Source organism: Acinetobacter sp. YH12241, assembly GCF_013417535.1.
In the GTDB taxonomy this organism is placed as follows: domain Bacteria; phylum Pseudomonadota; class Gammaproteobacteria; order Pseudomonadales; family Moraxellaceae; genus Acinetobacter.
On sequence record NZ_VPDQ01000009.1, the window covers coordinates 53,782 to 75,603 of the forward strand.

Here is a 21,822-nt window from a genome sequence, read left to right on the forward strand (position 1 = left end):
AGGCTTTAATCCTATTCCCTTTTTCTTCCAAAACTTTCTGATGTTCAGGCCATTTTTAGACAGCCTGATATTGAATAAAGGTTAATCTATGAAACCCGTAATTGCGCTCATTGGTCGTCCGAACGTCGGAAAATCAACTCTGTTTAACCAGATAACCAAGAGCCGTGACGCATTGGTAGCAGACTTTGCAGGTCTGACACGCGACCGTAAATATGGTGATGCGATCTATCAAAACAAATCTTTCATTGTCGTGGATACTGGTGGTATCGGTGAAAATGAAGGCGGTATTGACTCCTACATGGCTGAGCAGTCTAAAACTGCGATCCATGAAGCCGACATGATCATTTTTGTGGTCGATGCACGTGCCGGACTACTGGCATCTGATGAACAGATCGCTCGTGAACTGCGTACTTTGGGCAAGAAAGTTTTCCTTGTAGCTAATAAAGTTGATGGCGTACATGCTGAAGCTGCTCTGGTCGAGTTTTATAAACTCGGTATGGGCGAGCCTATGCAAGTGGCTGCTAGCCACGGCCGTGGCGTACAGCAAATGCTGGAAGAAGTACTTGAAGATGTGCCTGAAGATGAAAGTCCAGAAGAACATGACAAGAATACTGGTCTACGTCTTGCAATTATTGGTCGTCCAAACGTAGGTAAATCGACACTAGTAAACCGTCTATTGGGTGAAGAGCGTGTTGTAGCGTTTGACCAGCCAGGAACGACGCGTGACTCAATCTATATTCCTTTTGAGCGTGATGGTCGTCAATACACCCTGATTGATACCGCTGGGGTACGCCGTAAAGGTAAGGTTGATGAAATGATTGAGAAATTCTCAATTGTGAAAACCTTGCAGGCGATGAAAGATGCACACGTAGTGGTGATCGTGGTGGATGCCCGTGAAGGCATTGTAGAGCAGGACTTGCACCTGATCGGTTATGCACTGGAAGCTGGCCGTGCCATGGTGATTGCGATCAATAAATGGGACAACATGTCCGAATATGATCGTAAACAATGTAAGCTCGATGTAGAGCGTCGTTTTGACTTTATTCCTTGGGCGAAAATCCACCTGATTTCTGCGCTACATGGTACAGGTGTGGGTGAGATGTATCCATCGATTCACCGTGCTTATGATTCTTCACATCTGAAAGTATCACCAGCGAAGCTAACCCAGATTCTAAATGATGCCACTGAAGCGCACCAACCACCTACTGTACAAGGTCGTCGCATCAAGATGCGTTATGCGCATATGGGCGGACAGAATCCACCTACTATCGTGGTTCATGGTAATAAGGTAGATAAGACACCTGCAGATTATCGCCGTTACTTGGAAAATGTATTCCGTAAAGTTTACAAACTTGAAGGTACACCAGTAAAAATTGAATTTAAAACCTCAGAAAACCCATTTGAAGGTCGCAAGTCACAGCTGGATGAACGTACTGCTGCGCGTCGCCGTCGTTATGTACAGAAATTCAAGAAAGCCGAGAAAAAATTTAAACGTGGTTAATTGCCATAGTTAAATAAAAAAGCCTGCGAAAGCAGGCTTTTTTATTTATTCATTTTTTAGATTGAGCATTTTTTTGCTTTTTGATAAATACGGATATTTTCAAGATTAGCTAAAGCTACGTCAGCATCGGCTTGAGACGCGGCAATATTATTTTGATTATTATTGCCAGTAAAAGCATTGGTAATTTCAGTTGCGCGCGCAACTGTTTGTGATTGACCTGCAAAAGCAGATAGCGCACCACTTGCAATACCTGCTAATTTAGAAACAGGATTATTGGCTTGAGCATTCGCCTGGTTGAGTGCATTTTGACTTGCTTCTAAGGTGCGTTCAAAACTGCGCGCTTCTACTGCCAAATCCGTACAATCTAAACCTTTTAAATATGTTGTTGAGTAGACACCGTTATTTTGATTTGAAGCATTATTATAATTAGAAGCATAGGCACGGTCTGCACGTGCAACAGCAGCATTCGCCTGTGCACGGCTGCGCTCCATATTTGCTTCAGCCTGATCCATGATGGCGCCGTTTCTAGCTCCCATAACTGCAGTAGCAGCTTCTAGCCAGGAGCCAGCTTGTGTTGAAAATGATAGTGCAGCAATTGTCGTACTGAATATGATTCGCTTAAACATATGACCCTCTGTTTTTCTATGTATAAAATTGTAGCTGGATTGTAACTATTTTTTATTCGATTAAAAATAGCTTGAAAGCTCAATTATTTATTTTGATTTACAGTATATTTTATTGTTTTAATTAAGTTTTATTAAAATATATTTTAAGATATTACCTATAGTTTGTCAGAGAGGCAATCAGGTTGATTTATACTGAAGGCCTTAAAAGTAACATTTTTTATAAGGGCGACTATTTTTGAAGTCTATTATTCATATTGATTGGATCGCGCTGGCACCACGACTTAGACATTTACAAGACTTAGATCGGAAAACCTATATTCAGCAGCGTAAACAATTAATTTATAACTATCGTAATCAGTTGCTAGCTGCACATTTAGGTTGTGTTATTGACCAGCAGGACTTTACTACAACCGAATACGGCAAGCCTTATTTTCCAGCCCATCCAGACTTTGGTTTTAATCATACCCATAGCCAAAACTTCTATGCATTAGCAACAAGCAAACATATTCAGAATTTGGGGATCGATATCGAAGAACTTAATCGAAATGTACGTTTTGAAGCCCTAGCCCAACACGCTTTTCATCCTGAAGAGCTGAAACAGTGGCAGGCATTAGATTACGATCCTGAATACTGGTTTAAAGTCTGGACCACCAAAGAGGCGGTCCTAAAAGCGTCAGGCCTTGGAATCCGGATAAACCTGAATGAGCTGAATACCCAGATTCATCCACATCAAGATGGAGGACGTTGTGAACATCCAGAAATTGGAATTTATGCCTATCAAAACTATATTTTAGCGGGTTGCATGCTCACTGTGGCCTGGCAAAGCGAGTATTCTTGTAAAGGCCTAAGATTTCCAACGATTCAGATTCATCAAGCTGTTTGAAAGTAGAGTAAGCCCAAAATATTTCTTATTGTTTGGCAATCATTAAATTACTCAGCCGGTTAACGAACTGTGGACTCATTCGAGATAAGTGAAATAAAAACTTACTCTTGAATCCGACTGGATGATGGGTCACTTGCCAAATTGAATCTTTTAGCTGTGCCAGTTTGAAAATATCCTGCGCTACATCCTCAGCTTTTAGATGCACGCCCATTTTTTTGATACTTTCGGCCTGCATATCTTTCACCATTGCAGTGCTAACAAAAAGCGGCATCACATCAAATACCCGAATGCCATATTTTTGCCATTCGATATCTAGTCCTTCAGTCAAACCACGAACCGCAAATTTGCTGGTTGCATAGGAAGCCAGATCCGCTTGGCCATAAATCGCCGATGCTGAAGACAGGTTAATGACCCGGGCAAAGGAAGCCTGCTTTAAGTAGGGTAAAGCAGCATGACAGCCATTCAGGACGCCTTTAATATTCACGTCAAGGGTGCGATGGTGATTAGTAATATTCGTTTCTTCAAAAGGACCAGAATATAAAATCCCGGCATTATTTACCAGAATATTGATTTCACCTGACCAGGATGCGAATTCAGATAGAGTAGTTTCCCATGATGCATAATCGGTTACATCCAGAAAGCCAGCTTTGGCATGTTCACCGAGTTGCTGGGCCAATTGTTCTGCCTGTTCAAGATTAATATCATAAATTCCGACTTTATAACCTTGCTGGTAAAATAGCCTGGCTGTCGCGGCACCAATTCCTTGTGCTGCACCACTAATCAATATACTGTGCATGTGCTTGATCTCCTTATTGTCTTTTTTTCTTGAGCATAGCAAGAGACAGGCAAAATAATGCGGCTATTTGGTAAAGAAGAGGTTTTACGGTGGAACAATTACTCCAAGTCATGCGTGAGTTACGTGAAAAATGTCCATGGGATCAGCAACAGACTCCCGAATCTTTAACCAAATATGCGATTGAGGAAGCCTATGAAGTTGAAGCAGCAGTGCGCTCTGGCCAAGCTGATGAGGTGCGGGATGAACTGGGTGATTTGCTGTTACAGGTCGTATTTCAGTCACAAATGTATAGCGAGCAGGGCGCTTTTGATTTTCACGATGTAGTTCAGGCGATTACGGATAAGCTGATTCGTCGTCATCCGCATGTATTTCAGGCTGAACAGTTTGCACAGCTGAGTCCTGAAGATGTCTCGGTACTCTGGAAAGAAATCAAGCAGAAAGAAAAACAGGGTAAGCCACGTTCACGTTTGGATGAGACCAAGCATGCACCTGCACTGCAACAGGCGGATGAGATCCAGAAAAATGTCGCCAAAATCGGCTTTGACTTTCCAGATGTCGCGGGTGCCTATGGCAAGCTGGAAGAAGAACTGGCTGAATTAAAAGAAGCCGTTGCTGGACAAAATTCCGATGAAATACGCGAAGAATTTGGCGACTGCTTATTTTCACTGGTGAATGTTGGTCGTAAACTTGGTGTCTCAAGCGAGATGGCATTATTGGGCACGATCCATAAATTCCGGACTCGCTTTGCCCTGATGGAAGATCGGGCAGAACAACAGCAACTCAATCTGGAAAGCCTGTCATTGGCTGAATTGGATCAGCTCTGGGAACAGGCCAAATTAGAATTAAAACAAAGAGCCGCTCATGAACAAAGTACAACATCGCATAGGTCCAGCATGGATTAATACTGTCCTGCTAGGCATTTGGCTGGCCTATACTTCAATTGGAACAGTACACGCAACTGCAACCGATTATGCAGAATGGAAAGTACGTCAGCAGCAGCATGATGCACGCCTGAAGAAGAAAATTGCTGCTGCTACCCCCGTTTCTGAAAACAATCATTATCTGGCTAAACCTGCATTATCCGCCTCTTCAGCTGCTGATAAAATCAGTCTGAACCAGGCCAGTATTGAGCAGTTACAGCAGTTAAATGGCATCGGGCAGAAGAAAGCGGAAGCGATCATTGAATACCGGCAGAAAAACGGTAAATTTAAAACAATTGAAGATATTCAACAGGTCAAAGGCATCGGGCCGACCTTATTTGCCAAAAACAAGGATAAACTGGCTTTGTAACCCTGCTGAATTTATTGTAAATAAGCCATCCATCTGAACCATGAGAATGACATAATCAAATTGCCCTTTAGCGGTGTAAGCGATATGATTAGCGTCATCTTAGAATTTTACGTTCAGACGTAGGAGACAGCGTCTTTTGCAAACTTTGCGCGCGTCAAAATGTGGTTTATCAACCGCTCAATTACCTTCTTATATTCTCGATGTGATTGATGCCTTAACCAAGGCAGGCTATGAAGCTTATATCGTAGGTGGTGGTGTCCGGGATCTGATGCTGAGTTTAAATCCCAAAGATTTCGATGCAGTGACCAATGCTACACCAGCTCAGGTTAAAGAAGTGTTCGGACGGCGTTGTCGGATTATCGGACGACGTTTCGAGCTGGCGCATGTCTATTCGGGCCGTGAACTGGTTGAAGTGGCAACTTTCCGTGCGCCTCCTAAAAAAGCGGTGACCTCTGCAGCAGGGATGATTCTGCGCGATAATAACTGGGGCACCATTGAGCAGGATTTTGCTCGTCGAGATTTTTCGATCAATGCCATGTATTACCAGCCACGCAAAGGTATCGTGCTGGATTTTTGTAATGCAGTAGATGATATTAAACACAAAACGCTGCGTTTACTGGGTGATCCGACTCTAAGATTTGAGGAGGATCCAGTCCGGATGCTGCGAACTTTACGTTTTGCAGCCAAACTCAATTTCAGTATTGATGAAGCCATTCTGGATATTTTCACTCCGGAAATGACCCAGCTTCTACGTGATGTGTCTCCACACCGTCTCTATGATGAATCGCAAAAGCTATTCACTATGGGACATCTGAATCGTGTGATGCCAATGCTGATCGATTTTGGCATCTGGCGTCAGCTGTTTGCCGATATCAAGCCAAACATTACCGCGTTTATTGAACTGGCAGCGAAAAATACCGATCAGCGTATTTCAATTGGTAAGACCATCAATCCGGCTTTCTTCTATGCGGTATTGTTGTGGCAACCGTTCCTAGAGCGCTGTGATTTTTATCTGTCTAAAGGGGCCGTGCCTGCAGAAGCACGTGCACAGGCAGGACTGGATGTACTGAAACGTCAGGCTACCCGTACTGTGATTCCACGCTTTGCGGAAACTTTCATTCGTGAAGTCTGGGAAATGCAAACCCGCTTGCTCAATCCAAAACCGCAACAGATTGAAGCATTATCAGGTCATGCACGTTTCCGTGCCGGCTTTGACTTTTTGTTGCTGCGTGAAAAATCAGGCGATGAAACTGCACAAGGTATGGGAAGCTGGTGGGAAGCCTATCAGCAAATGGGTAGCGATGAAAAAGAGCGTGCCATTGCCCAATATAACCGTCAGCGTGCCAAGAGCCGTCGTAAGGCTTCTCAGGAAGAACACTTGGAACAGCGCCTGGCTGCACAAGATGTAGCAACCGAGATTGAACCTCTGGTGAATGAGCCGGAACCACGTAGCCGTCGTGCGCGTAAAGCCAAATTTGAGAATGAGCGTAGCAAACCGGTTTCTCATGTGGCGGCCAGTGCCGGCGGCGACATTGGTGCAGACCATCCAATTACCAAGCGTAAACGGGTGCAGCGTGATTTAAGCCAGGTTATTTTTGGGCCTACACAATGACAGTGACCTATATCGGTTTAGGAAGTAACCTGGGCGATTCACGCCAGATTCTGGCTGAAGCCGTGCAAAAGCTAGCAAGTTTGGGGCAGGTAAAAACCTCACACTTGTACCAAAGCCCACCCATGGGGCCACAAGATCAGCCGAATTATTTTAATGCTGTCGTACAGTTAATTACGGATCTGGCACCGCTGGATCTGTTGGATCGTTTGCAAGCCTTCGAACAAGAGGCTGGGCGTGTACGTCTACGTCATTGGGGTGAACGTACCTTGGATCTGGATCTGCTCATTTACGGTGATGAACAGATTCAAAATGAACGGTTAACCGTACCGCATGTGGGCGTGCTGGAACGTGATTTTGTATTGGTGCCATTACTGGATATTGATGCCAACTTGCAGCTGGATGGAAATACATTAAAAGACCTGGACATCGTCAAGCAATCAACCTTAACGGTTTTTGACCGCACGAATTGGGCAAATATTTAATTTTTATATTGGCATGTTCGAGAGAACTTCAATAATAGAGGAACATCTTCATGATCAGTCTCAGTGATTTAAGACGATATAAAGCGGAAGGACGCAAATTTTCTTGCCTGACTTGCTATGACGCCAGTATGGCCAAAGCCATGGAAATTGCTGAAGTTGACAGTATTCTGATTGGCGACTCTTTGGGTATGTCGATTCAAGGTCGTGATTCAACCTTGCCTGTGACTGTAGAAGATATGGCTTACCATACCGCAGCGGTACGCCGTGGCAATCAGCATGCACTGATTATGACTGATCTGCCATTTATGAGTTATGCCACTCTGAATGATGCATTACAAAGCTCAAAAACGGTGATGCAGGCCGGTGCACAAATGGTCAAGATGGAAGGTGGTGCCTGGTTGGCGGAAACCGTTCAGGTTCTAACCCGTAACGGGATCCCAGTCTGTGTTCACTTGGGTCTCACACCGCAGTCGGTGCATGTCTTTGGTGGCTATAAGCTACAGGCCCGTACCCGTGAAGCGGCCGATCAACTGATTGCTGACTGTAAGGCAGTGGTTGAAGCCGGTGCAGCAGTGCTGTTGCTGGAATGCGTGCCTGCACAATTGGGTCAGGAAATTACTGAACTTTTCCCACATATTCCAGTGATTGGTATTGGAGCAGGGGCAGCCACTGATGGCCAGGTATTGGTCGTTCAAGACATGCTTGGTCTAACCTTTGGCCATACCGCGAAATTTGTACGTAACTTTATGAAAGAACAGTCTGGTGCGACTGCAATTCTGGATGCATTTAAAGCCTATCATGCGGCTGTTTTAGATGGTTCATTCCCAGCACCTGAACAAACATTCCAAGTCGAGTTGTAACATGAAAACAGAAACAACCATCCAAGGATTATCTGCTTCGCTCAATCCTGCACGTTCTGCGCGTAAAATTATTGGTTTTGTCCCGACCATGGGCAACCTGCATCAGGGGCATCTGAATCTGGTGCGTGAGGCGCGTAAACTGTGTGATGTCGTTGTTGTGAGTATTTTCGTTAATCCGATCCAGTTCGGACCTAATGAGGATTTTGATAATTATCCACGTACTTTAGAGCAGGATCAGCAGTTACTGGCAGATGTGGGTTGTGACATTGTCTTTGCCCCAACTGTAGAGCAGATGTATGGTAACAAGCCACGTCTAACCAATATCAGTGTGTCTGGTATCACCAATGACCTATGTGGCTTACAGCGTCCGGGTCATTTTGATGGTGTAGCGGTCGTGGTGACCAAATTATTTAATATTGTTCAGCCCAACTATGCCTTCTTTGGTCAGAAAGACTATCAGCAACTGGCTGTGATCCGTCAGTTTGTTCAAGACCTCAATATTCCGCTGGAAGTGATTGGTGTACCGATTGCTCGTGCTGAAGATGGTCTGGCACTTAGTTCGCGTAATGGCTATCTAAGCGAGCAGGAACGTGCAACAGCACCAGTCATTTTCCAGAGTCTGAAAACTGCTGAGCAGCAGTTACATGCAGGTAAAACTTTGGAGGAGGCACGGGCAGGTATCCGTCAAACTTTGACAGATGCAGGTCTGGTAGTGGACTATGTAGAAGCCCGTACACCGGAATTGCAAAAAATTGATGAGTTTAATCAGGATGTCGTGATTTTAATCGCGGCAAAATTAGGAAAAACTCGTCTGATTGATAATCTGCAGATCAAATACGCAGCTGGATAAGTAAAAGGATCGTAAGGCATGAAGCGCATTTTAATTGTGACAGGACAATCTGGCTCAGGTAAATCTTCTGCATTGCAGGTACTTGAAGACTTGGGTTATTACTGTATTGATAATCTGCCTTTGGCCTTACTTCCTGAAATTGTGGCGAAGCTGGACTGTGAAAATAATCTGGAACAGTTGGCGCTTGGGGTGGATGTACGTAGTACCCGTGCAGATTTGCAGGAATTCGACCATGTGTTTGAACAGCTGCAACAGCATGGTACGGTGGATGTCATCTATCTGACCACGCAGGATCAGGAGCTGATTGCCCGTTTTAGTGCATCACGCCGTCCGCATCCTTTGGCTGCCCGTTTCAAGAGTCTGCATCAATGTATTCAGGAAGAAAAAGTCCTGCTGATGCCAATCCAGCTCCGCTCTACAGTGCATATCGATACCACCGATAAAAGCGTACATGATCTGAAACATACCTTGCTGTACAAGCTGGGGCAGACCGATAACCTGATTGTGATTCTGCAATCTTTTGGCTATAAGCATGGCATTCCTTTAGATGCTGACTATGTTTTTGACGTCCGTCATTTGCCGAATCCGCATTGGGAACTCGAACTGCGCAAATATTCAGGCCTCGATCAGCCGGTACAGGAATTCCTGGAAAAAAGTGATCAGGTCGAAGACATGTTCCAGGATATTTATCACTTTTTAGACAAATGGTTGCCGACCTTTGCTGAGGGTCATCGTCATTATATGACCATCTCGATTGGTTGTACTGGCGGCCAGCATCGTTCTGTTTATATTGTGGATAGACTAAAAAAAGCGCTTGAGGCAAAATGGTCTATTCAAGTCCTCCACCGAGAAATGAAGCACTGGTCATGATTGATACGACTGTTGACGTAATTAATAAACTAGGTTTACATGCGCGTGCATCAGGTAAACTCATTGAAGTTACCACCAAATTTCGTTCCAGTATCCAGATTGGCAAATCGGACAAATTGGTTGATGCCAAAAATATTATGTCCTTGCTGATGCTTGGTGCGGGCAAAGGAACAACTTTACGCTTGGTGATTGAAGGTGCAGATGAGGAAAAGGCCTTATCTGAAATTCAGGCACTGTTTGCGGCAAAATTTTATGAGGCAGATTAATCGTGGCACGTCGACCGAGCAGTTTAACTGAAGAAGACTTTGAATCTTTAGAGGGACGCGCAAGTAAAACCGAACAGAAAAAAGCAGTTCAGCGTATGGCTGCTTTAGGCGCACAGTTGGCAGAACTGAGTGCGAAACAAATTAAAAATTTACCCGTTGAAGAACGTCTGATTGAAGCTTTGCTGGATGTCCAGCAAATCAGTTCACATGAAGCACGCCGTCGTCAATTTTCACGTATTGGTAAATTACTTCGTAATGAAAATGAAACCGTGATTCTGTCTTATCTGACTCCGAAACAGGGTTTGAAAAAGACAGCACAATTGCAGCGTTGGGTTGACCGTATCGTGAAAGATGGTGATCCTGCAATTAATGAATTTACCAAAACCTATAATGCGACAGAACGTCATACCTTACGTCAGCATTATTTACGTGTGCATCGTGATCTAAAAAATCAGGCACCGGAAGAAGAAGTGGCAGCCTCAAAGCAAAAGCTGTTTAACTATGTGCAGCAAGTTGCCCTGATTTCAGATAACTGATTATAATGAATAAAAAAGCGACATTTTGTCGCTTTTTTATTCACTCTAATTAATTTTTATTTTCCATGAAAATTCAAGAATGTTCCTATAAGTCATTGTTAACTGTAAAAAAATGTAAACTTTTAATATTTTTGATTACGTAAAAAATTGGTTTTAGTGCATAAATAAACTATTTAAATCACTCAATATTTTATGATTATTAAGAATATTTAAAAAATAGAAATAAATTTAGGTCAAAGTTAATATGATTGGCGATCTATTTTTTCAGAAGGTGACAATAAGTATTTTCTATATATTTGAAAATTCAAAAGCTTTTATTTACCTAAAGATCAGAAGAAAAATGAGCTGTTTTTATCTTCCTCGGATTTCAGAACTCAGATGATATTGAAACAATTTGAAATGAATTCAGGAATTTCAAATAATTATATGTAATTTTTTATAAGAGGAATATTTTCTCAAGTAATTCTTAATATTTAAATATCAAGGTATTGAAGCTATCAATGTATCTTTAGAGAAATAAGTTAACAAATCCTTTGGTCGATAAATGAGATTTTAACGTTGAGTAAATATAGAATCTTTGTTATTGATTGTATTAATTTAGTCGGTTGTAATTTTTATTCTATATTCCATAACATCCAGAGAGGCAGATATGGAACTAAAACTGCTAGAGATCGGTCAGAATACGGAGCAGTTAAGCTCGTGCCGTATATCTCTCATTTTAGGTGTCTATACCTCTGACAATTTATTAGACACCTTCTGTAAGGTCGCCCGTAAAGTACTCGGCGTTAAGACCTGTATCATCGGATTCCATATGGAACCCTATATCTGGTACAGCTGTCCGCTCGGTTTTCGCGGTTTGCACGTACCACAGAATGTGGACATCCCTAAATATCTACAAGAAATGGATGTGATCGATCAAAATCATCCTGCATATCTAGAACTATCAGATCATGTGAACAGCCTTGGCGTAGTCCATCAGCGGCTCGTAGCATTCAATTTGAAATCAGCCCAAGGACAGTCTTTGGGGCAGGTGGTTTTCTTTGACGATCAGACTGAAGTATTTGATCAGGAAGCTATTATTATCGTCCAGCAATTTGCTGAATCTTTAGTAAAACGAGTTAAACTGAATGAGGAACATACACAGCTGAAAGAGTTATACGAACAGCAATGTGCACAAAACTTCAGTAAAACCAAATTCTTCCAGATTATTGCTCATGACCTGCGTGCACCTTTCCATGGCTTGTTAGGCTTCTCGGAAGTGCTGGCACAGGAACGTGACACTCTGGATGAATCCAGTATCCAGAGTATTTCTGATTATTTATATGATACGGCTCAATCGACGTATAACTTGTTAGAAAGTCTGTTGACCTGGGCGATGGCCGAGGGTGGACGTTTCGTTTATCATCCGATTAACTATGAATTAAAACAGTCTACTAAAATTGTCTGTGATGTACTGAAAAGTCTGGCGTTGAAAAAGAATATTGAGCTGATTGACCAGGTTCCTGAAGATATTAAGGTGCATGCTGATATCAATATGATTACTTCGGTCTTGCAGAACCTGGTATCGAATGCGCTGAAATTTACTCCAGTTGATCAGGGTGGCCAGGTGATTCTGGCTGCTGAAATGGAAGGTGAGCAAGTCAAGATTACTGTTCAGGATACTGGTCTCGGTATGACTGAAGAGCAAATGGAAAATCTGTTTAGACCTAATCTCACAGTGAGCTTAAAAGGCACAGACAATGAGAAAGGCGCAGGTCTGGGTCTGGTACTGTGTAAGCGTTTTGTAGACCTGAACCATGGACAGATTGTCGTAGATTCTAAAGAAGGCGCTGGAACCACCTTTACTGTGCATTTACCTAAAGTGACCAATGATCATCAGGCATTGGTACTTGAAGACCTGCATACTGAAAAGTCCTGAAAATCATAAATTTCTATTAAAACCGTTCCCACTCGGCCTGAACTCCTGCTATAACTAAATAAAAGTTTTGAGGGAATCACCGAGTGATGGATGCGGTACAATTGCAGAAAACCTTAAGAGCCAGTCAGTATGCAGAACAGGTATTGGCCAATCATCAAGATCTATTGAATCAGGATTATGCAATTGATCAGTTTCAGGGATCACTCGGCACTGAACAGATTCAAGACTTAATCTATTCCAATCTATTAAATATCAGCGATGAAACCATGTGGATGCGTAGTTTACGTATTCTGCGTGCTCGCCTGATGTTCCGCTGGATCTGGCAGGATGCCAATCAACTCACCGATGTCATCACACTGACCCGCGAGCTGTCTGATTTCGCTGATGCCTGTATCTGTGCTGCCAAAGAGTTTGCCCGTATTCCTCTAGTCGCCAAATATGGCCAGCCAATTGGCTATAACGGTAAAGTTCAGGATCTCATTATTATTGCAATGGGCAAGCTGGGCGCTCAGGAACTCAACCTTTCCAGTGATATTGACCTGATTTTTGCCTTTGATGAACAGGGTGAAACGGATGGGCGTAAATGCATTGACGTTCAACAGTTCTGTATTCTGTGGGGGCAAAAGTTAATCTATCTGCTAGACCATATCACCGCTGAAGGTTTTGTATTCCGCGTTGATATGCGTCTGCGACCATGGGGTGATGGTTCTGCTCTGGCCATCAGTCATGCCGCACTAGAAAAATATCTTAGCCAGCATGGGCGTGAATGGGAACGCTATGCTTGGATCAAAGCCCGCATCGTCAATCCGAGTCCAGAAGGTGATGAACTGCTGGATATGACCCGTCCTTTTGTATTCCGCAAATATGTCGATTACAGTGCTTTCGAAGCGATGCGTGAAATGAAAGCAATGATTGAGCGTGAAGTACAGCGCCGCAATATTGAAGACGATATCAAGCTTGGGGCAGGCGGGATTCGTGAAGTTGAATTTATAGTGCAGGTTTTTCAGCTGATTTATGGCGGAGCCAAGCTGGAATTGCAGGATCGGCAATGTCTGGTCAGCCTGAATCATCTGGATGAGGCTGAACTGCTGGATGAACAGGCGGTGACTGACCTCGAAGATGCCTATTTATTCCTTCGTCGGGTAGAGCATGCTATTCAGGCGCTGCATGATCAACAAACCCAATGTTTGCCGACTGAGCCAGATTTACGTCAACGTATTGTGGATACTTTGGGCTTTTCAGACTGGTCCGCCTTTATGGAAGTGCTGGATCAAAAACGCGCTAAAGTGATTTACCAGTTTGAGCACTTGATCAAGGAAAATGGACCAGAGCCTCAAGGCAAAAGTTTTTCTCAGTTGGAACAACAGCTGAATGAAGTCTTGGATGATCATGCAAAAAATCTGGTGCATGAATTCTGGCATGGTCATGCCTTAAAAAAATTGCCAGCTAAAGCCATTCAACGTTTAAAAACGTTTTGGCCTTATCTGATAGAGGCGATTCTAGAATCAGATAAACCGCAAGTTGCACTGGTTCGCCTGATGCCATTGGTTGAATCAGTCATGCGTCGTACGGTGTATCTGGTGATGCTGATTGAAAGCAAAGGCGCTTTACAGCGTTTGGTCAAGATGGCGACTGTCAGCCCCTGGATCTGTGAGGAACTTACCCATTATCCGGTATTGCTGGATGAGTTCCTGTCGATGGATTTTGAATTACCTAAACGTCAGGATCTGGAAGATAGCCTGCGTCAGCAATTGCTCAGAATCGAAATTGATCAGGTCGAAGACCAGATGCGGGTGCTACGCCTGTTTAAAAAATCCAATGTACTTGCGGTAGCTGCCAGTGATGTGCTGGCGGAAAGCCCTTTAATGAAAGTCTCGGATGCCTTAACAGATATTGCAGAAGTCTCAGTGAATGCTGCGTTGCATCTGGCCTATCAGATTGTGGCCAAACGACATGGTTTTCCGCTGGATGCAGAAGGGCAGCGCTGCTCGATAGAACATACGGCTTTTGCCGTCATTGGCTATGGCAAAGTCGGTGGCATTGAGTTGGGCTATGGTTCGGATCTGGATCTGGTCTTCATTCATTATATGGGTGAGCAGGCAGATACGGACGGTCTCAAGCCGATTAGCGGTTTTGAGTTTGCCATGCGTGTGGCACAGAAGTTTATGTCGCTCATGACCACACAAACACTGGATGGACGTGTCTATGAAGTCGATACTCGTCTACGTCCTTCTGGAGAAGCAGGGCTGCTGGTCACTAGCCTGAAAGCATTTGAGCAATATCAGTTGAAAAATGCATGGCTATGGGAGCATCAAGCCTTGGTACGCGCACGTTCCATTGCCGGAGAAGATAGCCTGAGAGAGACATTTGAAGCACTACGCTGTAAAATTCTTACCCAGAAACGCGATATCTGTCATGTACGTAGTGAAGTTCTGAAAATGCGTCAGAAAATGAAAGATCATCTGGGTTCTTCCAAAGAGCAAAAAAAAGATGGGATTTTTCATTTAAAACAAGATGCAGGTGGTATCGTTGATATCGAATTTATGGCACAGTATGCGGTGTTAGCTTGGAGTGGGACGAATAAAGATCTCGCCCATTACTCCGACAATGTAAGAATCCTTGAGGATGCCGCAAAATCAGGTTGCTTATCCAGCGACGATGCGACTGCTCTGATTCAAGCTTATCTCCGTGAACGCGCCGAGAGCCACCGCTTAGCCCTTGCAAATCAATCCATGCAAGTGTCTGCAAGCGACTGGCACGATACCCGAAAGACCGTTTGCAAGTTATGGCAAAGACTGATTGATCCAAGTGCAGTATTTGCACCGGATAGTGAATAATTGTGAAAAATTGGAGTTTGTGGCATGAATTTGGCTGATCGTGATGGTTTCATTTGGCAAGATGGACAACTAGTAGACTGGCGTGAGGCGAAAACTCACGTATTAACACATACTTTGCATTACAGCATGGGTGTGTTTGAAGGTGTCCGTGCTTATGAAACCCCGAATGGAACGGCTATTTTCCGTCTGAAAGAACACACCAAACGTTTGCTCAATTCTGCAAAAATTTATCAAATGAAAGTTCCATTTGATCACGCAGCTTTAGAACAAGCTCAAATTGATGTGGTTCGTGAAAATAAATTGGCATCTTGCTATTTACGTCCAATTATTTTTATTGGCTCTGAAAAATTGGGTATTGCTGCTACTGACAATACTATTCATGCTGTAGTTGCAGCGTGGAGCTGGGGTGCTTACCTTGGTGATGATGCGATGGCGAAAGGTATTCGTGTAAAAACTTCATCATTCACACACCATCATCCAAACGTGACTATGTGTAAAGCCAAAGCATCTGGTAACTACACATTATCGATTCTTGCTCACCAAGAAGTGGCACATTCTGGTTATGACGAAGCAATGCTGCTTGATCCGCAAGGCTATGTATGCCAAGGTTCAGGCGAAAACGTATTCCTGGTACGTGATGGCGTAATTCATACTCCAGACATCGCTGGTGGCGCATTAGACGGTATTACTCGTCAATCGATTATTACCATTGCTAAAGATCTTGGTTATGAAGTGGTAGAACGCCGTATTACCCGTGACGAATTCTATATTGCAGATGAAGCTTTCTTCACTGGTACTGCTGCTGAAGTAACACCAATCCGTGAATATGATGACCGTCAAATTGGTGAAGGCGTACGTGGTCCAATCACAACTCAAATCCAGAAAGCTTACTTTGATGCAGTTCAGGGTAAAGACCCTAAATATGCGCACTGGTTAACTTACGTAAAATAAGTTAAATCTATGAAAAAGGGACTCATTTGAGTCCTTTTTTTATTTTAGTGACTCTTTCTCAAAATATTAAACTATTAGGTTGTTAGGTAGAGAAGCCAATAAATTGCAGAAAAAATGACGACTCTCATATTTTGGAAAGTTATATATTCACTATAAAAATAAACGAATAAGCGTAACGAACAACTAAAATTAGTGTTGCTCTATACTTATCATTCAAATATGAACTTTATTTTGATATAAGTTGCTGGAAAAATATTCAATTCTTGTGATGAAAAAATGAAGATTATATTTCTTTATGAGATTTGCGGTAAACTGTGCAGAAATGAAAAGCAATAGGCTCAGTCAGTACCAGTAATGGTATGATACTGATATTGCATAGGTGGATGATGGGTGCATGAACGCAAAGCAAAATGACCTTAAGACTCAGGGTGAACAGTCACCTGAACAAAATATTGTGATCTGTATGAAATGGGGCACAAAATATGGGTCTGAATATGTCAATCGTCTTTACAATATGGTGAAGCGACACACAACTGTTGATTTTCAAATGGTGTGTTTAACTGACCGTACTGAAGGGATTGATCCAAATGTGCAATGCTTTCCTATTCCACCGTTGGCTTTGCCAGAAGGTGCACCAGAACGTGGCTGGAATAAGCTCTCTACCTTTGAACCTGATCTCTATGGTTTGAAAGGCAATGCTTTATTTTTAGATCTGGATGTTGTCATTGTCGATAATATTGATGAATTCTTTACGCATCCGGGTGAGTTTCTGATTATCCATGACTGGAAACGACCATGGCGTATTACGGGTAATAGTTCAGTTTATCGCTTTAAGCTCGGAGCTTTTCCTGGTCTTTTGCCATATTTCCGCGAACACTTTGATGAAATCCGTCAAAAATTCCGTAATGAGCAGGCTTATCTTTCTTGGTATGTAGACCAGGAGAAGAAACTTGGTTATTGGCCGGATAGCTGGTGCAAAAGTTATAAATACCATTGCCTACAAAAAATTCCGATGGCTTATTTCAAACCGCCAGTAAAGCCTGAGGGCGTAAAAATTATTATTTTCCATGGGGAGATTAACCCACCTGATGCCATTAATGGTGGTGGTGGTAAATGGTATCGCTATGTGTTGCCATCCCAATGGATCAAGGATGCTTGGCAGTAAGTCCTAAGACTTACATAATCTGATTATTGATTAGAAAAATTATGGAAAAAATAGATTTTGTTATTACTTGGGTTGATGGTAAGGATGAAAAACATCGACTTAAAAGACAACAGTTTCAGCCTGCTAATATTGCCAAAGGTGCTGCCGAGGAAACTCGATTTGCCAGTAATAATGAAATCTACTTTTCAATTGCTTCAATTCTTAAGTATGTTCCTTATTGTGGAACAATTTATATTATTACTGATGAACAACAACCAGCAAATATTTATGATTTCGTCGAACAGGGGTTATGTAATCCGGATCAGATAAAAATAATTGATCATCGAACAATATTTACTGGGTATGAGCAATACTTGCCTACATTTAACTCTTTAAGTATTGAAACTATGCTTTGGAATATTCCAAGCTTATCTCGGTATTTTATTTATTTAAATGATGATTTCTTCTTCAATGCACCTTCTGAATTTGAGGATTTTTTAGCGAATGATCAAATTAAAATTTATGGGCATTGGGAACGCAGTTCGTTAGTTAAAGCAAAATTTAATCTGCGTAAAGGCCTTAATAAATATTTTGGTAAGTCTTTACAGCCTAAATATACAATTGCCCAAATGCTTAGTGCTGACCTTTGTGGATTAAATCAATATTATGAAATTCATCACCGTCCCCATATACTAGATCGTGAATTTTTGAAAGAGTATTTTACAAAGTATCCTGAAATATTACATCAACAGATTAAATACCGTTTTAGAAGTGCTTTACAGTTTTTACCGGTTGGATTAAATAATCATTTAAAAATTCAAGCTAGTAAAGCGATATTATGTGATGATATAAATATTGCTTATCTTAAAAATGAAGCCTCATTATCTTCATTTCTATCTGACTTGAATGACACAACTATTAAATTTGGCTGTGTACAAAGTTTAGATCAATTAAATCCTGAACAATCGTTAAAGATAACCTCTGCTTTAATAACTAAATTTAAAGATTATTTGCCTTTATTTATTCATCATTACTAAGAGCTAGCCATGAAAGTTATAACTTATTTAATTAATTTAGACGGAAGTGATAAACGGCTGGCTGATGCAACTCTACAACTTAATAGTGTCGGTTGGGAATTCGAACGTTTTGCTGCATACGATGGGCGAGGTCAAGCTCTCTCTGAATTTGCACATTATAATGATGATGAAGCTAACCAGATATTAGGTCGTAGTCTAATGAGTTCGGAGTTGGGATGTTATCTAAGTCATTATGGTTGTGCAGAAAAGTTTCTTGCTACTGATGCGGATTATCTTATCGTACTTGAAGATGATATGAAGATTGAACCAGATTTTAAAATAAAACTTGATTGCCTGATTGAGTATCTAGACCAGCATAAAAACTTAGATTGGTATTTAGTGAATATTGCAGCTAAAAAGAAAAAGCTGGCAAAAAATATTACTCAAATTGAGAATATGAGTATATGGCATGCTTATTATTTTCCAATTCGTGGCTTGGGATTGATTTGGTCTCGTCAGGGAGCACAGGCTTTCGTTAACGCTGGAAAAACTATAAATATGCCAGTAGATATTTTCTTTCAAACTTGGTTAAGTAAAAATGGTAAAGGATTAGGAGTTTGGCCACCATTAGTGAAGCCAGCGGGGGTAGATAGTGATATTTTGGGGACAGTTGCAGCTCAAGGGGTGTCACGTAAAGAGAAAGAAAATCGTGATCTATCGTATGGTTTAAAAAAACAGAAACGTATGTGGCGTGATCGTTATTATGCGGTTAAGCATTTATTAAAATCAAAAAAAGTTATGTGATATGAAAAATTTTGTTATTAGTTTAAAAACAGCTACTGCACGTCGTGAACACATTTGTAAGGAATTTGGAAAGCAAAATATAAATTTTGATTTTTTTGATGCTTTGACACCAGATTTAGCCAAACCTTTAGCGGAAAAAATGCACTTGAATGTTGGGGATGAGTATTTAACAGGTGGCGAGTTGGCATGTTTTATGAGCCATGTCTCTGTTTGGCAAAAGATGGTCGACGAGCAGATTCCATATATTGCAGTATTTGAAGATGATATTTTTTTGGGTCAAGATGCATTCTCAATTTTTAGTACATCTGCATGGATTCAAGAAAACTGGCATATTATTAAAACTGAAGCATTCTCCAAAAAAGTTTTATTAGCGAAAAATACATATAATATCGAAAATACTGACCGTGAAATTAAAAGGTTAACTAGTAAAAATTTAGGAACGGCTGGATATATTTTGTCCTTAAAAGGGGCAAAGGAATATCTAAGTTACATCAAGAAAAATTTTTTAGTTCCTTTGGATGAGGTGATGTTTAGAGACTTTATTCAAACTAAGCAATGTGATGTTTATCAAATGTCACCAGCTATTTGTATACAAGAAATGATGTTATATCCAGAGAAGAAGACAGTTCTTTCAAGTGATTTAATAGATGAACGTAAAGCAAGAATGAAAAAATATAAGAAGAAGGGATTGAAAAAAATAAAAAAGGAAATTATACGTATTGTTCATCAAATTAAATATTATTTATTTGGAAAAGAAGTTGATTTTAAATAAAGGAACTAAAAATAAACTTTATAAAAATTCAAATTTAGAGAATTTTTAAGGTTGCTAAGTTATAAGTTAAAGGATTGAATAACTTTCGTAACTGTATGTTAAGGAGTATAATGTTATTAAATTATGGGTTTAGGTAGACCCTAGATTATTTAATAAATCATAGAATTGAATTGCGGTTTAAAATGAATACTTTTGTAATTACCCTCTCGGAAGCTTTATTGCGTCAAAATCATATAAAGAAAGAATTTGCGAAAGAAAATATACCATTTAAATTCTTTGATGCAATTACTCCAAATAGAATTGATCTCATTTCTAAGTCACTAGGTATTGATATTAGAGATTCTGATTTAACTTTAGGTGAACAAGCGTGTTTTTTAAGCCATGTTTGTCTTTGGAAAAAAATAATTGATGAAAACCTGAACTATGTTTGTATTTTTGAGGACGATATACATTTAGGGAATAGTGTTTTTGATTTTTTAAGCCATATAGATATTTATCCTGATGATTTTGATATTATTAAGTTAGAATGTTTTAATGATGTTATATCGGTCGACTCTATTTTTTCAAAGAAAATTTTAGATAGAAAAATTCTAAAATTGAAGTCTAGAAATCTTGGCACAGCTGGATATATTTTGAATAAAAAATCCGCGATTAAACTTATAAGTATTCTTAAAAGTAAAAAAAAATTTGAACCTATTGATCGTTTTATGTTTGAAGTCCTAATTTGTAACAGAGATATTAATATTTATCAAATAGAACCAGCAATTTGTAAGCAAGATTTTCTTATTAATAATAGTGATAAAAATTTGCTTAGTTTTATTGAGGGTGAGAGAAAATTAAGAGTTAGCGAACAATTAAAAAAAGAAAAGATTAAAATCCCATTCAGAAAAAAAATTATTAGAGAAATTTTACGTATTTTTAAAATCTTTGATTATCGGTCAAAAAAGATTTTCAGCACTTTTAATTAAATAACCTATGGAAATTTAGCAAGATATGATTCCTAAAATTATACATTATTGTTGGTTTGGTCCAAATGAAATTTCGGAAAATCAATTGAAGTATATTAACCAGTGGAAAGAATTATGTCCTGAGTGGGAAATAATTCTTTGGAATGAGACTAATTTTGATGTAAATTCAATTCCTTTTACAAAAAAAGCATATGAACTGAAAAAGTATGCTTTTGTTACAGATTATGTAAGGGTATGGGCTTTAAATAAATTCGGTGGTGTATATTTAGATACAGATGTTGAACTCAAGAAAAATATAGAATATTTTTTACAGTATGATGCTTTTAGTTGTTTTGAAACTGAAGGTATACCCTTTACCTCTGCCGTATGGGGAAGTAAAAAAAATCACTCATTACTTACAAATCTCCTTTTTTATTACGAGAATAAGGAATATAGTTTATCGGAGGAACCTAATACATTACTTATCGGTAGTATTTTGAAAAAAGAATTTAATATAGATCCTAATTTAGATATTGATCAAGTTGGATACGATGGTAATGATAGAATTAATATATTTTCTTCAAATTACTTTTGTTTAGATTTACCTGAGAATTATGCATCACATCATTTTTTTGATTCTTGGGCCTTATCTGAAAAGAAAGTTCCATATAAAAAGTTGGTTCATGATAAATATTACTTGAGTAAATTAAATTTTGATTCAGATACTAGCAAAAACATTATCAAACAATTTTCTGGAAATTTGACTTTTAAGAATTTGTTATTGATTATTAGATATTATTTAAAAAGCAAGTTTAAATAAAATTTATCTTTTATATTAAGGCATAGTAATAAATTTAACTG

The 21,822-nt window shown here is 40.4% G+C and carries 22 protein-coding genes; 20 read left to right on the forward strand and 2 right to left on the reverse strand.

Annotated features, from left to right (window positions below; translation table 11 throughout):
* Window positions 1-88 precede the first annotated feature (88 nt).
* On the forward strand, window positions 89-1,501 hold the full coding sequence (gene der / locus FTV18_RS07260) for a ribosome biogenesis GTPase Der (protein ID WP_004782108.1): 1,413 nt from the start codon (window positions 89-91) through the stop codon (window positions 1,499-1,501).
* Between the two features lie 56 nt (window positions 1,502-1,557).
* Here the strand turns inward: der and FTV18_RS07265 are convergent, their stop codons facing one another.
* Window positions 1,558-2,127, reverse strand: coding sequence for a hypothetical protein (locus FTV18_RS07265; protein ID WP_159124108.1), 570 nt, complete (start codon window positions 2,125-2,127; stop codon window positions 1,558-1,560).
* Between the two features lie 262 nt (window positions 2,128-2,389).
* Between FTV18_RS07265 and FTV18_RS07270 the strand changes: the two genes are divergently transcribed.
* The gene (locus tag FTV18_RS07270; RefSeq protein ID WP_180017236.1) at window positions 2,390-3,010 is read left to right on the forward strand and encodes a 4'-phosphopantetheinyl transferase superfamily protein; all 621 of its coding nucleotides are present in this window, start codon (window positions 2,390-2,392) and stop codon (window positions 3,008-3,010) included.
* A gap of 25 nt (window positions 3,011-3,035) precedes the next feature.
* Here the strand turns inward: FTV18_RS07270 and FTV18_RS07275 are convergent, their stop codons facing one another.
* A complete protein-coding gene (locus FTV18_RS07275; RefSeq protein WP_179992370.1) occupies window positions 3,036-3,806 on the reverse strand; it encodes an SDR family oxidoreductase in 771 nt (256 codons plus the stop codon).
* 89 nt (window positions 3,807-3,895) lie between these two features.
* Here FTV18_RS07275 and mazG point away from each other — a divergent pair, with 89 nt between their 5' ends.
* The 18 genes from mazG (at window position 3,896) to FTV18_RS07365 (ending at window position 21,781) form a co-directional block, all read left to right on the forward strand.
* Complete coding sequence (mazG, locus tag FTV18_RS07280) at window positions 3,896-4,708, forward strand: nucleoside triphosphate pyrophosphohydrolase (RefSeq protein ID WP_180017171.1); 813 nt, start codon at window positions 3,896-3,898, stop codon at window positions 4,706-4,708.
* Window positions 4,668-5,096, forward strand: a complete 429-nt coding sequence (locus FTV18_RS07285) for a ComEA family DNA-binding protein (protein ID WP_180017168.1) — start codon at window positions 4,668-4,670, stop codon at window positions 5,094-5,096. The genes mazG and FTV18_RS07285 overlap by 41 nt, the downstream gene beginning before the upstream one ends.
* A 136-nt stretch (window positions 5,097-5,232) precedes the next feature.
* Window positions 5,233-6,708, forward strand: coding sequence for a polynucleotide adenylyltransferase PcnB (pcnB, locus tag FTV18_RS07290; RefSeq protein ID WP_180017166.1), 1,476 nt, complete (start codon window positions 5,233-5,235; stop codon window positions 6,706-6,708).
* A complete protein-coding gene (gene folK, locus FTV18_RS07295) occupies window positions 6,705-7,190 on the forward strand; it encodes a 2-amino-4-hydroxy-6-hydroxymethyldihydropteridine diphosphokinase (RefSeq protein ID WP_180017164.1) in 486 nt (161 codons plus the stop codon). Before pcnB ends, folK begins: the two co-directional genes overlap by 4 nt.
* 50 nt (window positions 7,191-7,240) lie before the next feature.
* A complete protein-coding gene (gene panB, locus FTV18_RS07300) occupies window positions 7,241-8,050 on the forward strand; it encodes a 3-methyl-2-oxobutanoate hydroxymethyltransferase (protein ID WP_004782128.1) in 810 nt (269 codons plus the stop codon).
* A 1-nt stretch (window position 8,051) separates the two neighbouring features.
* Entirely contained in the window at window positions 8,052-8,900 is an 849-nt protein-coding gene (gene panC, locus FTV18_RS07305; RefSeq protein ID WP_159124101.1) for a pantoate--beta-alanine ligase, read from the forward strand.
* An 18-nt stretch (window positions 8,901-8,918) separates the two neighbouring features.
* Complete coding sequence (gene rapZ, locus FTV18_RS07310) at window positions 8,919-9,770, forward strand: RNase adapter RapZ (protein ID WP_004782131.1); 852 nt, start codon at window positions 8,919-8,921, stop codon at window positions 9,768-9,770.
* Window positions 9,767-10,036 carry an HPr family phosphocarrier protein gene (locus FTV18_RS07315; protein ID WP_034169914.1) on the forward strand — a complete coding sequence of 90 codons (270 nt, stop codon included), beginning with the start codon at window positions 9,767-9,769 and terminating at the stop codon, window positions 10,034-10,036. Before rapZ ends, FTV18_RS07315 begins: the two co-directional genes overlap by 4 nt.
* Window positions 10,037-10,038: 2 nt before the next feature.
* Window positions 10,039-10,572: a ribosome biogenesis factor YjgA gene (gene yjgA / locus FTV18_RS07320; RefSeq protein WP_005232100.1), complete on the forward strand. Its 534-nt coding sequence runs from the start codon at window positions 10,039-10,041 to the stop codon at window positions 10,570-10,572.
* Window positions 10,573-11,221: 649 nt separating this feature from the next.
* Window positions 11,222-12,490 (forward strand): sensor histidine kinase KdpD, encoded by a 1,269-nt coding sequence (locus FTV18_RS07325; protein WP_180017161.1) that lies wholly within the window; start codon window positions 11,222-11,224, stop codon window positions 12,488-12,490.
* A gap of 86 nt (window positions 12,491-12,576) precedes the next feature.
* A complete protein-coding gene (glnE, locus tag FTV18_RS07330) occupies window positions 12,577-15,327 on the forward strand; it encodes a bifunctional [glutamate--ammonia ligase]-adenylyl-L-tyrosine phosphorylase/[glutamate--ammonia-ligase] adenylyltransferase (RefSeq protein WP_180017234.1) in 2,751 nt (916 codons plus the stop codon).
* Window positions 15,328-15,351: 24 nt separating this feature from the next.
* A complete protein-coding gene (locus FTV18_RS07335; protein ID WP_005232095.1) occupies window positions 15,352-16,278 on the forward strand; it encodes a branched-chain amino acid transaminase in 927 nt (308 codons plus the stop codon).
* A 394-nt stretch (window positions 16,279-16,672) separates the two neighbouring features.
* Complete coding sequence (locus FTV18_RS07340) at window positions 16,673-17,443, forward strand: glycosyltransferase (RefSeq protein ID WP_180017159.1); 771 nt, start codon at window positions 16,673-16,675, stop codon at window positions 17,441-17,443.
* A gap of 41 nt (window positions 17,444-17,484) precedes the next feature.
* Window positions 17,485-18,459 carry a Stealth CR1 domain-containing protein gene (locus FTV18_RS07345; protein ID WP_166139023.1) on the forward strand — a complete coding sequence of 325 codons (975 nt, stop codon included), beginning with the start codon at window positions 17,485-17,487 and terminating at the stop codon, window positions 18,457-18,459.
* A 9-nt stretch (window positions 18,460-18,468) separates the two neighbouring features.
* Window positions 18,469-19,242: a glycosyltransferase family 25 protein gene (locus FTV18_RS07350; RefSeq protein WP_180002347.1), complete on the forward strand. Its 774-nt coding sequence runs from the start codon at window positions 18,469-18,471 to the stop codon at window positions 19,240-19,242.
* A 1-nt stretch (window position 19,243) separates the two neighbouring features.
* Window positions 19,244-20,014, forward strand: a complete 771-nt coding sequence (locus FTV18_RS07355) for a glycosyltransferase family 25 protein (RefSeq protein WP_180017157.1) — start codon at window positions 19,244-19,246, stop codon at window positions 20,012-20,014.
* 182 nt (window positions 20,015-20,196) lie between these two features.
* Window positions 20,197-20,982, forward strand: coding sequence for a glycosyltransferase family 25 protein (locus tag FTV18_RS07360; protein ID WP_180017155.1), 786 nt, complete (start codon window positions 20,197-20,199; stop codon window positions 20,980-20,982).
* Window positions 20,983-21,007: 25 nt separating this feature from the next.
* Complete coding sequence (locus FTV18_RS07365; RefSeq protein WP_180017152.1) at window positions 21,008-21,781, forward strand: glycosyltransferase family 32 protein; 774 nt, start codon at window positions 21,008-21,010, stop codon at window positions 21,779-21,781.
* Window positions 21,782-21,822 lie beyond the last annotated feature (41 nt).

What these genes read in the sequence shown, in the direction of transcription:
- FTV18_RS07355 (WP_180017157.1), top strand. Translation starts at nt 19,244, where the DNA reads ATGAAAAATTTTGTTATTAGTTTAAAAACAGCTACTGCACGTCGTGAA.
- FTV18_RS07350 (WP_180002347.1), top strand. Translation starts at nt 18,469, where the DNA reads ATGAAAGTTATAACTTATTTAATTAATTTAGACGGAAGTGATAAACGG.
- FTV18_RS07325 (WP_180017161.1), top strand. Translation starts at nt 11,222, where the DNA reads ATGGAACTAAAACTGCTAGAGATCGGTCAGAATACGGAGCAGTTAAGC.
- panC (WP_159124101.1), top strand. Translation starts at nt 8,052, where the DNA reads ATGAAAACAGAAACAACCATCCAAGGATTATCTGCTTCGCTCAATCCT.
- der (WP_004782108.1), top strand. Translation starts at nt 89, where the DNA reads ATGAAACCCGTAATTGCGCTCATTGGTCGTCCGAACGTCGGAAAATCA.
- FTV18_RS07365 (WP_180017152.1), top strand. Translation starts at nt 21,008, where the DNA reads ATGATTCCTAAAATTATACATTATTGTTGGTTTGGTCCAAATGAAATT.
- FTV18_RS07340 (WP_180017159.1), top strand. Translation starts at nt 16,673, where the DNA reads ATGAACGCAAAGCAAAATGACCTTAAGACTCAGGGTGAACAGTCACCT.
- FTV18_RS07285 (WP_180017168.1), top strand. Translation starts at nt 4,668, where the DNA reads ATGAACAAAGTACAACATCGCATAGGTCCAGCATGGATTAATACTGTC.
- folK (WP_180017164.1), top strand. Translation starts at nt 6,705, where the DNA reads ATGACAGTGACCTATATCGGTTTAGGAAGTAACCTGGGCGATTCACGC.
- panB (WP_004782128.1), top strand. Translation starts at nt 7,241, where the DNA reads ATGATCAGTCTCAGTGATTTAAGACGATATAAAGCGGAAGGACGCAAA.
- rapZ (WP_004782131.1), top strand. Translation starts at nt 8,919, where the DNA reads ATGAAGCGCATTTTAATTGTGACAGGACAATCTGGCTCAGGTAAATCT.
- FTV18_RS07265 (WP_159124108.1), bottom strand. Translation starts at nt 2,127, where the DNA reads ATGTTTAAGCGAATCATATTCAGTACGACAATTGCTGCACTATCATTT.
- FTV18_RS07275 (WP_179992370.1), bottom strand. Translation starts at nt 3,806, where the DNA reads ATGCACAGTATATTGATTAGTGGTGCAGCACAAGGAATTGGTGCCGCG.
- FTV18_RS07335 (WP_005232095.1), top strand. Translation starts at nt 15,352, where the DNA reads ATGAATTTGGCTGATCGTGATGGTTTCATTTGGCAAGATGGACAACTA.
- FTV18_RS07315 (WP_034169914.1), top strand. Translation starts at nt 9,767, where the DNA reads ATGATTGATACGACTGTTGACGTAATTAATAAACTAGGTTTACATGCG.
- FTV18_RS07345 (WP_166139023.1), top strand. Translation starts at nt 17,485, where the DNA reads ATGGAAAAAATAGATTTTGTTATTACTTGGGTTGATGGTAAGGATGAA.
- glnE (WP_180017234.1), top strand. Translation starts at nt 12,577, where the DNA reads ATGGATGCGGTACAATTGCAGAAAACCTTAAGAGCCAGTCAGTATGCA.
- FTV18_RS07360 (WP_180017155.1), top strand. Translation starts at nt 20,197, where the DNA reads ATGAATACTTTTGTAATTACCCTCTCGGAAGCTTTATTGCGTCAAAAT.